Source organism: Actinomadura opuntiae (assembly GCF_030283205.1).
Classification (GTDB): Bacteria; Actinomycetota; Actinomycetes; order Streptosporangiales; family Streptosporangiaceae; genus Spirillospora.
In genome coordinates, this window is sequence record NZ_JASNWF010000004.1 from 455,054 (window position 1) to 468,537 (window position 13,484).

A 13,484-nucleotide genomic window follows, 5' to 3' on the forward strand; every position below is an offset into this window, starting at 1 on the left:
ACCGTAAACCGCACCGCCGACAGTCAGCAGGTACGCCAACTCGTCAGGCGGCCCAGCCGAAGCCGGGTGGGCTGGTAGCCCGAGGCGCCGTTCTATCTCGGGGTGGAAGGAGCCGGTAGACGTATCGCCCGTCTGGATCTTTGGTGATGCCGATCTGGTGAGGGTTGGTGTGTTTGAGGCGGTTGTGCCATCCGCAGGTGAGGGTGAGCTGGTCGATGTCGGTGGGGCTGTTTCCCAGGGCCCAGCCGTGGACGTGGTCGACTTCGCACAGCGTCCCGGGGATCTCGCACTCGCGTACCGCGCAGGTGGGGTAGAGGGTTTCGAGGACCCGGCGTTGGGCGGGGCTGGCGAACCGTTCCCGGTACCCGAGGTATAGGGGGTTGTGGCCGCGTCCCAGGATCAGTGGGGAGACTCCGGCTGCCAGGGCGATGCGGCGTACCTGTTCGGCCGGGATCGGGGTGCCGTCGGTGAGGTGGCCTGGGGCGTTGCCGCCGGTGAGGGTTTCGAGGTCGCAGATGACGGTGACCTTGGTGGCTTTGTGTCCGCCCGACAGCGCGCTCGACAGCGCTGCGGCGGTGCGTTCGGCGACGTCGCGGTGGTCGTCGGGTCCGGCCGGCTTGGCCAGCGGGGCGAGGGTGCCGTCCCAGATGGCGGCGTCTTCGGCGTTCAGCCAGCCCTTGATGTAGCGGCCGCCGTCCAGGGAGCCGGTGCTGGTGATCCAGGACTTGGCGTAGCCGCGCCGGGAATCGTCGGGTTCGCGGTCGGTGCCGTTGTTCTCGGCGATGACGTCGCGGATGCGGCGGCCGAACACGCCGACCTTGCCCGGCGAGAAGCCCTGGTCGACGAAACCCAGCAGGGTCCGTTCGGCCTCGGCGCATTCATCGTCGTCCAGGCGGGCGACCGAGTCGCTGATGGTGGCGGCGTAGCCGTAGGACAGCTCCCCGACCGCCAGTTGCTCGGTCACCTGCGGCAGGCGGTGCCGCTGCCGCGCCAGCGTCAGGCGTTCCTTGGCGCGGTTCTCCCGCATTCCCAGCCTCGACCGCAGCCACGCCCGGGTGGAGGGGAATCCCCACCTTTGCTGTTCTCCGGTGGCGTCGACGCGGCCGATGAAACCGGCCAGTGCGCTTTCTTGCATATCGCAGGCGGCGGCCAGGTCTTCGGTGAGTTCCAGGCACGCGGCCGCCGATTCAGGGGCTTCTCGCTGGGCGAGTTCAGTGGCGATCGTCGAGAGCGCGTTCACCAATTCCATGGTGGACGCGCCCGCAAGGTCGACCGTCACTGACTGCATACCAAAAGCATACCCTAAGTGACTGACAAATGCACACCTAAACCGGCCGAATTCCTCCTGCTCGACGGAAAGGGGAAGGCATGGCCGGGCATATCGATTTGTCGAACACGCGGACGTGGGCGGGCGGTGGGGGCGGCGCGACCAGGCGGGGCAGGCGGAGCCTGCCCCTTGGCGCTGCCTCAGGGGCCGCAGAGGCTCCAAAGTCAAGGGTGGACGAAGTCCATCGCGAAGCGACGCCGAAGGCGCCCTTGACTTTGGAGGGGCGGCCCCGTACGCAGCGCCGCCCCCACCGCCCCTTTTGCCCATTCTTCAAGAAGCGGACTCGACATCGTCGTATTCGTACGTCATACCGATTCCGAGGGTGCTCTGCATTGGCAGTAGCCCCGTCCCGACGATGTCGAGCACCGGAGGCATCAGCAGATCCGCCAGTTCCTCGACCTCCTCGGCGGTGAGCACTTCCCAGGGCCCGGCGGCGAGTTCGTCAGTGCGCTTCTCGACCGATGCACGCAACCGAACCCCTGCCTCCGTCGCGCGCCCCTCCTCGTCGACGAGACCGCGAACGGCGAGACGGTCACGGGCGGCGCCCCACTCCTCATCCGTCCACTGCCGGCTGGCGAACACTTCGGCCGGAGCGGCCCCAACAGCGGCGTGCGAGACCAGCGCCTCGGCGGGGCCGATGTCGTGGGTCCGGAGCGCCGCGATGTGCCCGTCTCCACGGTGCTCCCGCAGGATCGTGGCGGCCTGCCACAGCACCATGTGCGGCTCGTCCGGCCACGGCAGCGCGGCATTGGCGGCGGCCATCGGGCGGTCGCTCGTGTCCGCGGCCTCGGCGACACGACGAGCCAAATGCGCCGCCCGCTGAAGTTCAGGGGAGCCGATCCGTTCACCGAGAATCCGGCGCAGAGCCCCGTCCATGGCGGTACGACGAGCCGCCAGAACCTGCTCAGGGGTGGCCGTTCGCCAGGCGGGTGCGATGTACCGCTCCACCATGTCCGGGTTGAAGCTGTAGAAGAGATCGCTCACGGTCTTCGCGTCCACCGCTCCCAGCGGCGCGGCACGGTTGGGAAAGTAGCTCGGCCAGCGCTCGTCGACGGCGTACCCCAGAGCCGCCGCCTCGTCGAACGCCTCGGGCGCGTAGTACAGCACGGCGTGGACCGGCTCCAGGTGCTGCCACATCTTCCGGACGATGCTCAAGCTGTGGGTCATGGTCATCCTCTCCAGCAGGCCCAACAAACTAGACACTGCCTAGATTCCGCCATGGCGCACCAACTTGTCAATGACTAGATGAAATCCTCGCGCCGTCCCCCAAGGTGAGGACAGCGCCAGGCGACCGTCAGGAGATGCGGTCGATGACGAGGGGATGCAGGTCCGGCGTGCCGTGCTCCTCGGTCGAGACCGAGTACGCCCCGTCCAGCGCCTCCAGAGCCCGCGCGAAACGGGACTCGTCGTCGGCGTGCAGCGTCAGCAGCGGCTGCCCGGCCACGACCGCGTCGCCGGGCTTGGCGTGGCAGGTGATGCCGGCGGCGAACGACACCGGGTCCTCCTTGCGGGCGCGACCGGCGCCGAGACGCCACGCGGCAACGCCGACGCCGTACGCGTCGAGACGCGTGAGGACACCGGACGCAGGCGCCGCAACGACATGGTTCTCACGAGCCACCGGCAAAGCGGCATCCGGATCACCACCCTGAGCGGCGATCATCCAGCGCCAGACGTCCATGGCGGACCCGTCCTTCAGCGCGTCCGCCGGGTCCTTGCCGGAGACGCCCGCGGCGGCCAGCATCTCCCGCGCCAGCGTCAGCGTCAGCTCCACCACGTCCGAGGGCCCGCCGCCGGCCAGCACCTCGACCGACTCGGCGACCTCCACGGCGTTCCCCACCGCGTTGCCGAGCGGACGGTCCATCGCGGTGAGCAGCGCGATCGTCCGGACGCCGTGGTCGGTGCCGATCGCCACCATCGTCTCGGCCAGCTCGCGCGCGTTCTCGGCCGTCTTCATGAACGCGCCGGAGCCCACCTTGACGTCCAGCACCAGCGCCCCGGTGCCCTCGGCGATCTTCTTCGACATGATCGACGACGCGATCAGCGGGATCGACTCCACGGTCCCGGTGACGTCCCGTAGCGCGTAGAGCTTCCGGTCGGCGGGCGCGAGGCCACCACCGGCTGCGCAGACGACCGCGCCCGTGGAGCGCAGCACGTCCAGCATCTCCTCGTTCGACAGCGACGCCCGCCACCCGGGGATGGACTCCAGCTTGTCCAGCGTGCCGCCGGTGTGCCCGAGGCCCCGGCCGGACAGCTGCGGGACGGCCGCGCCGCACGCCGCGACGACCGGAGCCAGCGGCAGCGTGATCTTGTCGCCGACGCCGCCGGTGGAGTGCTTGTCGGTGGTGGGACGGTCCAGGCCGGACCAGTCCATCCGCTCGCCGGACCGGATCATCGCCTCGGTCCAGCGGGCGACCTCGGCGCGCGACATGCCGTTCAGCAGGATCGCCATCGCCAGCGACGCCATCTGCTCCTCGGCGATGGCGCCGCGCGTGTAGGCGTCCACCGCCCAGTCGATCTGCTCGTCGGTCAGCGTCCCGCCGTCGCGCTTGCTGCGGATGACGTCGATGGCGTCCACAGGATCCGGTCCCCCTCAGGCTCGTTCGATCAGGTCGTCCGGCCCGAACGCGTCGGGCAGGACGTCCGACATGGGAAGGATGCCGCGGACGGTCTCCAGCAGCATCGAGGCGCCGCCGTGCTCCCACAGGAGCTGGCGGCAGCGCCCGCAGGGCATCAGCGGGTCGCCGTGCCGGTCGACGACCGCGACGGCGACGAGCCGGGGCCGGGCCGCCTTGCCGGGCCCGTGCAGCGCCGACACCAGGGAGCATTCGGCGCACAGTCCCACCCCGTACGAGGCGTTCTCGACGTTGCAGCCGGTGATGACGCGCCCGTCGTCGACCAGCGCGGCCGCGCCGACCGGGAAGCCGGAGTACGGCGCGTAGGCGCGCGCCATCGCCTCTGTCGCCGCGCCGCGCAGAGCGGGCCAGTCGATGTCGGTCATACGTCCATGATCTCTCAGGGCCGCGTCAGCGGGCCTCGCCGCGGCGGTAGCGCAGGCCGTCGGCGGCGGGCATCCGGAGCCGCTGGCTGGCCAGCGCCAGGACGAGCAGCGTCGTCAGGTGCGGGCTGAACGACACCAGCTCGCCGGGGACGGCGTCGCTGAGCAGGAACCAGACGAGCAGCCCCGCCGCCGCGACGAGCGACAGCACCGAGCCGACGTACGCGCCGCGGACCTCGCGCCGCCCGAGTTCCGTCACCACCTGCGAGCGCAGCCGGTTGGCCCGCACGCCCTGCCACACCCCGACGCCGATCAGCAGGATCGTGACGAACAGCAGCAGCGCGTGCACCGACTGCCCGCCGCCGCGCACGTTCATCGCGTCGGTGTAGCCGAACAGCAGCGACCCGGCCGCGAGGCCGCCCGGCCGCCAGTTGCCGAAGATCATGGAGGCGAGGCCGATGTAGCCGCGCCCGCCGGTCTGCCCGTCCTGGTAGAGGGACGCGGCGACGGTGACGAGGAACGCCCCGGCGAGCCCGGAGAACCCGCCCGAGATGATGACGGCCGCGTACTTCATCCGGTAGACGTGCACGCCGAGCGATTCGGCCGCATACGGGTCCTCGCCGCAGGACCGGATCCGCAACCCGAACGGAGTTTTCCACAGGATCAGGAAAGTCAGCGGGATGAGCAGCAGGCAGACCAGAGTGAGCAAGGACAGCCCGTTCGTCACCCCCCGGAGGATGCCCGCGATGTCCGACACCAGGAACCAGTGGTGGTTCTCCAGCGACCCCAGCCAGTCCGGGCTCTCCCAGCCGCCGATCTTGCCGCCGGACAGCACCGGCAGCGTCAGCGTCCTGATCGGGTCGATGGGCGGCGACTGCCGGGGCCCGCCGCCGAGGTCCTTGGCGTGCCCGGTGTTGAAGACCAGCCCGGCGAGGAACTGGGTGAGGCCGAGCCCGAGGATGTTGATCGCGACGCCCGACACGATGTGGTCGACGCCGAACGTGACGGTCGCGACGGCGTGCAGCAGCCCGCCGAGCGCGCCGCCGAGGATGCCGAACAGCACCCCGATCCACGGCCCCCACTGGTAGCCCGCCCAGGCGCCGGTCCAGGTGCCGAGGATCATCATGCCCTCGAGCCCGATGTTGATCACGCCGGAGCGTTCCGCCCACAGCCCGCCGAGCCCGGCCAGGAAGATCGGCACGGCCAGCCGGAGCGCCGCGCTGACCGTCCCGCTGGAGGTCACGTCGTCGGCGCCGTCGATCACCCGGACGAGCGACAGCAGCACCAGCATCCCGGCCGCGATCAGCAGGTAGTGCGGCCAGCGGAGCCGGAGCCTGCGCCTCGCCGCCGCGGGTTCGGCGACGGTCTCGGTCGCGGTCATGAGGTGCTCCCAGCGGCCTCGCGGGCCAGGTCGTGGCCGGTGGCCAGCTCCGCGGCGACGGACCGCTGCTGCAACCGGATCTCCCAGCGCCGGACGAGCTCGTAGACGACCACGACGGTCAGCACGACCACGCCCTGCATCACCCCGACGATCTCCTTCGGCACCTCGACCTCCTGCAGGATGTCGGAGGTCTGGTCGAGGAATGCGAACAGCAGCGCGGCCAGCGCGATCCCGGCCGGATGGTTGCGGCCGAGCAGCGCGACCGTGATGCCGGTGAAGCCGAGCCCCGCCGGGAAGTTCAGCGAGTAGTCGTAGGACTCGCCGAGCAGCCCCGGGATGCCGATCAGGCCGGCCACCGCGCCGGACGCCACCATCGTGACCACGACCATCCGCTTGGCGCTGACCCCGCTGGCCTGCGCGGCGGACGGCGACAGCCCGGAGATCTTCAGGTCGAACCCGAACCGGGTGTAGTTGATGACCAGCCAGAACACGATGCCGACGACGATCGCCAGGGGCAGCAGCCCGTACACCGCACCGGGAAGGTCGATGCCGATCGCCGACAGGAACCCGTTCAGCGGGCCGACCCGTCCCGAGTGCGGGATCGTCGCGGTCGCGACGTCGTTGCTGTTCGGCCGCGGCTCGGCGAGCCGCTTGTCGTTCAGCAGGTAGGCGATCACACCGGTGGCGATCGCGTTCAGCATGATCGTGGACAGCACCTCGCTGACCCCGCGGGTCACCTTCAGCACGCCCGCGATCGCCGCCCACAGCCCGCCGACCAGCACCGCCGCGACGATCACCAGGAGCTGCCCGAACGGCGCGGGCAGCGAGACCGCGCCGCCGAGCGCCGCCGCCAGGAACGCGGCGAGCCGGTACTGGCCGTCCACGCCGATGTTCAGCAGCGCCATCCGGAAGCCGATCGCGACCGCGACCGCCGACAGGTAGTAGCGGGTGGCGCGGTTGATGATGTCGACGATCGAGTGCTGCTGCGTGCCGTAGTCGATCATGCTCTGCACGGCGCTGACCGGATCGGCGCCGGTCATCCGCAGCAGGATCATCGTGATGCCGAGGGAGATCAGCAAGGCGAGGATCGGCGCGCCGATCTTCAACCCCAGCCCGGTCGGCCCGAGCCCGCGCAGCACGGCCTTCCACGAAGGCACCGGCTCCGGCACCGCCGCCGCCCCCCGCTCCGAAGGATCGGGCTCCGCCGGCTGAGGAACCCGCACCCGCCCAGACACCGCACCCGACTCACCGGCCGCCCTGCCCGCCTCGCCCCCGTCCTCCCCAGACGCCGCACCGCCCCCGGGCACCGCACCGCTCCCGGATGCCGCACTGCCGCCGGACGTTGTGCCGCCCTCAGAGGCCGCGCCGCCCTCAGAGGCCGCGCCGCCCTCGGACGCCACGTTGCCCTCGGAGGTCGTGCTGCCCTCGGAGTTCGTGCTGCCCTCGGACGCCGCGCCGCCCTCAGAGGCCGCGCCGCCCGCGGACGCCGCGCTGGCGTCGGGCGTTGCACTCGATTCGGATGCCGCACTGCCCTCGGAGGTCGCGCCGCCCCCGGGCGTCGCGTTGCCTTCGGGGGTCGCGCCGCCGTCGGAGGTGGCGCTCGTTTCGGAGGGGGTGTCCGGGTCGTGCGGGTCCGGGGGGGTGTTCGGGCCGGTCATGTGGGGTCTCCGGCGCCGGTCATGGCGGAGCCGAGGTCCTCCGGGGTGACCGTCCGCGGATCGACCTCCGCGACCAGCCGGCCCCGCAGGATCACGTGCAGGGTGTCGGACATTCCGATGAGTTCCTCAAGATCGGCGCTGATCAGCAGCACGGCCAGCCCGTCCGCGCGGGCCTGCCGCAGGTAGTCCCAGATGGCGGCCTGGGCGCCGACGTCGATGCCGCGGGTCGGGTGCGCGGCGATCAGCAGGTGCGGCTCGCCGGTCATCTCCCGCCCGACGATCAGCTTCTGCTGGTTGCCGCCCGACAGCGCGGCGGCGGGCACGTCGATCCCGGGGGTGCGGACGTCGTACTCGCGGACGATCCGGGTGGTGTCGCGGCGCGCGCCGCGCCGGTCGACCCACGGCCCCCGGACGTTCGGGCGCTGCGTCTGGTGGCCGAGCATCCGGTTCTCCCACAGCGACGCCTCCAGCACGAGCCCGTGCCGCTGCCGGTCCTCGGGGATGTAGGCGATGCCGGCCTCGCGGCGCCGCCGCGTCGGCCAGTGCGCGATGTCGTCGCCGCCGAAGACGATCGTCCCGGCGTCCGCGGCCCGCAGGCCCATGATCGCCTCGATGAGCTCGCTCTGCCCGTTGCCCTCGACACCGGCCAGCCCGACGATCTCGCCGCGCCGGATGCGCAGCGAGACGTCGTCGACGACGGGACGGCCCTCGGGGGTGAGGACCGTGAGCCCGCCGACCTCCAACTGGACGTCCTCGGTGACCGTCGAGTCGCGCAGCTCCGGGGTGGGAAGCTGCGAGCCGACCATCAGCTCGGCGAGCCGCCGCGAGGTGACCTGCGACGGGTCGAGCCGCGTCGCGACGGTGGTGCCGCGGCGGATCACCGAGATGGTGTCGGCGACCGACAGCACCTCGTCCAGCTTGTGGGAGATGAACAGCACGGTGAGGCCCTCGGCGCGCAGCTCCCGCAGGTTGCCGAACAGCTCGTCGACCTCCTGCGGGACGAGCACGGCGGTCGGCTCGTCGAGGATGAGCACGCGGGCGCCCCGGTAGAGCACCTTGAGGATCTCCACGCGCTGCCGCTCGCCGACGCCGAGCTTCTCGACGAGGACGTCGGGGTCGACGCGCAGCCCGTACGCCTTGGACATCTCCCGGATGCGCTCGCGGGCGGCGGCGAAGTCGATGCGGCCGCGCAGCCAGCCCTTGGCGCGCGGCTCGGCGCCGAGGATGACGTTCTCCAGCACGGTCAGGTTGTCGGCCAGCTTGAAGTGCTGGTGGACCATCCCGATGCCGCGGGCGATCGCGTCGGCGGGGGTGCGGAACGACACCTGCTCCCCGCCGATCTCGATCGTGCCCTCGTCCGGCCGCTGCATCCCGTAGAGGATCTTCATCAGCGTGGACTTGCCGGCGCCGTTCTCGCCGCAGAGCGCGTGCACCTCGCCGGGCTCGATGCTCAGGTTGATGTCGCGGTTGGCGACGACGCCGGGGAACCGCTTGGTGATCGATGTCAGCCGCACGGCCGGCACCTGGTCAGGCACGAGTGCCCCTCCTCCTGCCTCGGGGTACGCGGCCGGGGCGCGCGGCGGGCGGCGTCGCGTCGGCGACGCGCGGCCCGGGTGCGCGCCCCGGCCGGGAGACGGCCGGGCGGGCCGGCCCGGCGGGTGCCGCGGCGGCCCGCCGCCGACTCACTGGGGCTTGGTCGGGACGGTGATCTTGCCGGCGACGATCTGCGCCTTCAGGTCCTCGAGCTTGGCCTTGATGTCGTCGACGTTGCCGCCGGACGTGGCGTACCCGACGCCGTCGTTCTGCAGGTTGTACTGCACCGTGCCGGCCTTGAACTGGTTCTTGGCGACCGACTCGACGAAGTTGAACACCGACAGGTCGACGTGCTTGACCATCGAGGTGAGGATGTGCGACTTCACGTCCGCGACGGCGGGCTGGTTGTACTGGTCGGAGTCGACGCCGATGGCCCACTTGCCGGCCGCGCCGACGGTCTTGATGACGCCGATGCCGGCGCCGCCCGCCGCGTGGTAGATGACGTCCGCGCCCGCGTCGAGCTGGCCCTTGGCGGCCTCGTTGCCGAGCCCGGTGTCCTTGAAGCCGTTGAAGTTCGGCGGCTCGGTCAGGTACTTCGGCGGCAGCACCTTGGTGCCGGGCTTGGCCTTCTCCGCGCCCGCCTGGTAGCCGGCGAAGAACTTCTGGATCAGCGGGACGTCCACGCCGCCGATGAAGCCGATCTTGCCGGTCTTGGACTTCAGCGCGGCGGCGGCGCCGACCAGGAACGAGCCCTGCTCCTCGGAGAAGCAGGACCCGGCGACGTTGGCGCCCTCGACCTTGCAGCCGTCGGCGTCCACGATGAAGAACTTGGTGTTCGGGAACGACTTGGCGACCTTGAGCAGCGACGCGGTGTAGGAGAAGCCGACGCCGATGACGGGGTTGTAGCCGGTGCTGGCCAGCAGCCGCAGGCGCGACTCCTTGTCGGAGTCGGGCTCGTCCGGCTGCGCGGAGATCTCCTTGGTGGTGACGTGCAGGTCCTTCTCGGCCTTGGTCAGGCCGGCCGCCGCCGAGTCGTTGAACGACTGGTCGCCGCGGCCGCCGATGTCGAACGCCAGGCCGACCTTGAGGGTCTTCTTGCCCTCGTCCCCGCCGCCGTCGCCACCGGCCTTCTTGCCACCGCACGCGGAAGCGCTGAGCGTCAGCGCCGCACCCGTCACGGTGACGAGCGAAATCTTCAGTCCACGGCGCAAGATAGCGCTCCTTCCGTTCCCCACCCGGGATCGGCGGCCGCCCGGCCACCGAAATCGATGGGACGCTACCTCGCGGTTGGTGGGAAACTGCCAGCTTGCACCGTTTCGCAATAGGTCCGTTACCAATGCGTACGCATATCGGCACAGGTCAGCGCACGGACGATCGCGGCCGGTGACGCCCGGACGGCCCGGCACCCGCGACGGATGCCGGCCCGCAAGCCCGAGCAGAGCCCCGGACGGAGGCCGAACAGAACCCCGGACGGACCCCGGACGAGGCCCGGACGGGCGCCGGGCCGGGCGCCGGGCGCCAGGCCGGGCGCCCGTGGCACGGCTCCGCGGTCAGGCCAGCGTGGCGCCCTCGACCGTCTCCGGGTCCGCGGGACGGCCGCCGTCCCACAGCGCGGTCAGCGCCGTCGCCGCCAGCACCCGCACGCCGACCGGGATGCACCGCTCGTCGACGTCGAAGTCGCCGCGGTGCAGGTCGTACTCGCCGGGCGAGCCGGGCGTGCGGACGCCGAGCCGGGCGAGCGCGCCCGGGATCGACTCCAGGTACCAGCCGAAGTCCTCGCCGCCGAGGCTCTGCGGCGTCGGCACCACGCCCTCCTCGTCGAGGACCTGCGCCGCCGCGTCCCGGAACATCTGCACGCTGGCCGCCTCGTTGACGGTCGGCGGGACGCCCCGGACGTACTCCAGCGACGCCTCCACGTCGTAGGCGGCGGCGACCGACTGCAGCAGCGCCTTCATCATCTCCGGCGCCCGGTGCCACGCCTCGTCGTCCAGGCAGCGGACGGTGCCCTCGGCGACGCCGTCGTCGGGGATCGCGTTGGCGACCGACCCGGCCGACACCCGCCCCCACACCAGCGACAGGCTGGAGCGCGGGTCGACCCGCCGCGACAGCGCCGACGGCAGCTCGGTGACGATCTTGGCGAGCGCGTACACCAGGTCGGCGGTCAGGTGCGGCCGGGCGGTGTGCCCGCCGGGGCCGGTCACCTTCACGTACACCTTGTCGCAGGCCGCGGTGATCGGCCCGCTGCGCAGCCCCAGCTCGCCGACCTCGATGCGCGGGTCGCAGTGCAGCGCGAACGCGCGGTCGACCCCGGCGATGCCGCCGGCGGCCATCACGTCCAGCGCCCCGCCCGGGGTCTCCTCGGCCGGCTGGAACAGCAGCCGGACCCGGCCGGGCAGCAGCCCCGCCTCGGCCTGCTGCGCCAGGAACAGCCCGGCGCCCAGCACCATCGTGGTGTGCACGTCGTGGCCGCAGGCGTGCGCGACGCCCGGCACCGTCGACCGGTACGGGACGCCCTCCTTCTCGTCCTGCAGCGGCAGCGCGTCGATGTCGGCGCGCAGCGCGACCGTCGGGCCGTCGCCGGGGCCGATGTCGCAGAACAGCCCGGTGCCCTTCGGCAGGATCCGCGGCTCGAGCCCGGACAGGCGCAGCCGCTCGGCGATCCGCGCGGTGGTGCGGTGCTCGTCGTAGCCCAGCTCGGGGTGCATGTGCAGGTCGCGGCGGAACGCGACCAGCTCCTCCTCGTGGCGGGCGAGGAACACCTCGAGCTGCGGGCGCAGCGCGGCCGCCGGGCGTCCGCCCCCCGTCGGGCCGTGCCCGCCGCCCGCTGGGCCGTGTTCGCTGCCCGCGGGACCTTCCGGTCCCGGGGCGGTCGGTGGTTCAAGGCCGGGCATCACCCCGGGTCCCGGTTGTGTCATGTGCGCCCCCTGCGCGTGGGCGGGGCCGCTGGGGCGCCGCCCGGTGTCGGTGTTCTCACGGGCGCCGGCGTCACCGGTGTCCCCTGTGCTGTTGCCCGACGGGCCCGTCCCGGTTCCCTCGGAGGGCCCGTCGGGGCGGGCCGGCCGCTCACGCCCCGGCATGGACGACCTCCCCCAGTGCGACGAACCTGTCCTCGGCCAGCTCGGTGATCGCCGCGTCGACGATGTTCTCCAGCGAGCCGCCGGCGGCGCGGATCGCGCGCTGCCGCTCGTACGGGGCCCCGTGTTCCAGGACCTCGCCGGCCACCTTGAGCTCCTCGGCGCAGCCGAGCCGGTCGGCGACCGGTTCCAGCTCGCGGATCAGCTCGTACAGGTCGTCGCGGAGCGGCGCGGTGTTGCCGCTGTCGTCGGTGATGACGATCGCGTCGAGCCCGTAGCGGGTCGCGCGCCACTTGTTGTCGCGCACCACCCACGCGGCCGGGCGGGGCAGCGTGTAGCCGCGGTCGAGCTGCTGCTCGAACAGCGTGACCAGGCTCTGGCACAGCGCCGCGGCCATGCCGACCTCCCGCAGGGTGGGGATGCCGTCGCACATCCGGATCTCGACGGTGCCGAAGTCCGGGTGGGGGCGGATGTCCCACCACACTTCCTTGATGCTCCGGATCGTTCCGGCGCGCAGCAAGGTGTCCATGTAATCCTCGAAGGCCGCCCAGTCGTCAAGCAAGTGGGGCGGACCGGCCGTCGGCAGCTGACCGAAGACGACCGCCCGGCAGGACGCCAGCCCGGTGTCCGCGCCGCTCCAGAACGGGCTGGACGCGGTGAGCGCCAGGAAGTGCGGGAGGTAGGACGACAGCGCGTTCACGATCGGGATCGCCTTGGAGACGTCGGAGACGCCCACATGGACATGCACGCCGAAGGTCTGGATGCGCCGGGCCAGCCACTGCATCTGCTCGACCAGGTCGGCGTAGCGCTGCGTCGGCGCCATCACCGCGTCGCGCCAGTCGCTGATCGGGTGGGTGCCGGTGCAGGCGAGGGCCATGCCGCGGTCGGCGGCGGCGGAGCGCAGCTCGGCGAGGGTGGCCGCGAGGTCGCCCTTGGCCTCGCCGACGGTGTGGCAGATGCCGGTCACGACCTCGACCGTGGACTCCATGAGCTCGTGCCGCACCTTGGGGATCTCGCCGTGCTCGCTCAGGGACGGCAGCGCGGCCAGCACCCGGCGCGCGTCCTGCCGCAGGTGCCGGGTCTCCGCATCGACGAGCTGGATCTCCCACTCGACGCCGAGCGTCGTGCCGCTCGATGCGTTGAACTCAATGGCCACGGCCAACCTCCGTCCACAATCCTTGCAGGTCGTTGCGTGGCACGTGGCGCAATTCAGCCAGCGGGTCCCTAAGCCTGGACAAACGCCGGTCCAGGTCACGTGTTCACACCATCATGGCGCCCGCGCCCGCCGCCACGCCGGACTCCATGCCCTTCGCGGATCAATTGACTCGTACGGGCGGCCCGGGGAGGCGCCCGTCCCCTACTTTTCGATCATCGACCACGCACCCGACACCACTAGATCGAACTAGTCCGCGCGTCCCAAACTACCCGCGATGACGGACGGTGACCGAGGCCGGCGTCCACTTACGTACTCTGAGTAGTCATAAGAACCACAAAAATCGTCTAACGCACCATACGC

At 71.5% G+C, this 13,484-nt stretch carries 10 protein-coding genes; all 10 read right to left on the reverse strand.

Going from position 1 to position 13,484, the window contains the following annotated elements; genetic code table 11:
- Positions 1–43: 43 nt before the first annotated feature.
- The 10 genes from QP089_RS10905 to QP089_RS10950 all read right to left on the reverse strand — a co-directional run bounded on the left by QP089_RS10905 (position 44) and on the right by QP089_RS10950 (position 13,124).
- Positions 44–1,288, reverse strand: coding sequence for an HNH endonuclease signature motif containing protein (locus QP089_RS10905; RefSeq protein ID WP_285911378.1), 1,245 nt, complete (start codon positions 1,286–1,288; stop codon positions 44–46).
- 309 nt (positions 1,289–1,597) lie between these two features.
- Positions 1,598–2,494 (reverse strand): SCO6745 family protein, encoded by an 897-nt coding sequence (locus tag QP089_RS10910; RefSeq protein WP_285911379.1) that lies wholly within the window; start codon positions 2,492–2,494, stop codon positions 1,598–1,600.
- 127 nt (positions 2,495–2,621) lie between these two features.
- Positions 2,622–3,902: a thymidine phosphorylase gene (locus tag QP089_RS10915; RefSeq protein ID WP_285911380.1), complete on the reverse strand. Its 1,281-nt coding sequence runs from the start codon at positions 3,900–3,902 to the stop codon at positions 2,622–2,624.
- Between the two features lie 15 nt (positions 3,903–3,917).
- Complete coding sequence (locus tag QP089_RS10920) at positions 3,918–4,325, reverse strand: cytidine deaminase (RefSeq protein WP_285911381.1); 408 nt, start codon at positions 4,323–4,325, stop codon at positions 3,918–3,920.
- 25 nt (positions 4,326–4,350) lie between these two features.
- Entirely contained in the window at positions 4,351–5,703 is a 1,353-nt protein-coding gene (locus QP089_RS10925; RefSeq protein WP_285911382.1) for an ABC transporter permease, read from the reverse strand.
- The gene (locus tag QP089_RS10930) at positions 5,700–6,860 is read right to left on the reverse strand and encodes an ABC transporter permease (RefSeq protein ID WP_285911383.1); all 1,161 of its coding nucleotides are present in this window, start codon (positions 6,858–6,860) and stop codon (positions 5,700–5,702) included. The genes QP089_RS10925 and QP089_RS10930 overlap by 4 nt, the downstream gene beginning before the upstream one ends.
- A gap of 497 nt (positions 6,861–7,357) precedes the next feature.
- Complete coding sequence (locus QP089_RS10935) at positions 7,358–8,896, reverse strand: ABC transporter ATP-binding protein (RefSeq protein ID WP_285911384.1); 1,539 nt, start codon at positions 8,894–8,896, stop codon at positions 7,358–7,360.
- A 147-nt stretch (positions 8,897–9,043) separates the two neighbouring features.
- Complete coding sequence (locus QP089_RS10940) at positions 9,044–10,105, reverse strand: BMP family lipoprotein (protein WP_285911385.1); 1,062 nt, start codon at positions 10,103–10,105, stop codon at positions 9,044–9,046.
- Positions 10,106–10,444: 339 nt separating this feature from the next.
- Positions 10,445–11,809 carry a M20 family metallopeptidase gene (locus tag QP089_RS10945; RefSeq protein ID WP_285911386.1) on the reverse strand — a complete coding sequence of 455 codons (1,365 nt, stop codon included), beginning with the start codon at positions 11,807–11,809 and terminating at the stop codon, positions 10,445–10,447.
- 148 nt (positions 11,810–11,957) lie between these two features.
- Complete coding sequence (locus QP089_RS10950; RefSeq protein WP_285911387.1) at positions 11,958–13,124, reverse strand: glutamate--cysteine ligase; 1,167 nt, start codon at positions 13,122–13,124, stop codon at positions 11,958–11,960.
- Positions 13,125–13,484 lie beyond the last annotated feature (360 nt).

Bases quoted from the DNA above. Each gene is read 5' to 3' on its own strand.
- QP089_RS10905 (WP_285911378.1), bottom strand. From the start codon at position 1,288: ATGCAGTCAGTGACGGTCGACCTTGCGGGCGCGTCCACCATGGAATTG.
- QP089_RS10910 (WP_285911379.1), bottom strand. From the start codon at position 2,494: ATGACCCACAGCTTGAGCATCGTCCGGAAGATGTGGCAGCACCTGGAG.
- QP089_RS10920 (WP_285911381.1), bottom strand. From the start codon at position 4,325: ATGACCGACATCGACTGGCCCGCTCTGCGCGGCGCGGCGACAGAGGCG.
- QP089_RS10925 (WP_285911382.1), bottom strand. From the start codon at position 5,703: ATGACCGCGACCGAGACCGTCGCCGAACCCGCGGCGGCGAGGCGCAGG.
- QP089_RS10945 (WP_285911386.1), bottom strand. From the start codon at position 11,809: ATGACACAACCGGGACCCGGGGTGATGCCCGGCCTTGAACCACCGACC.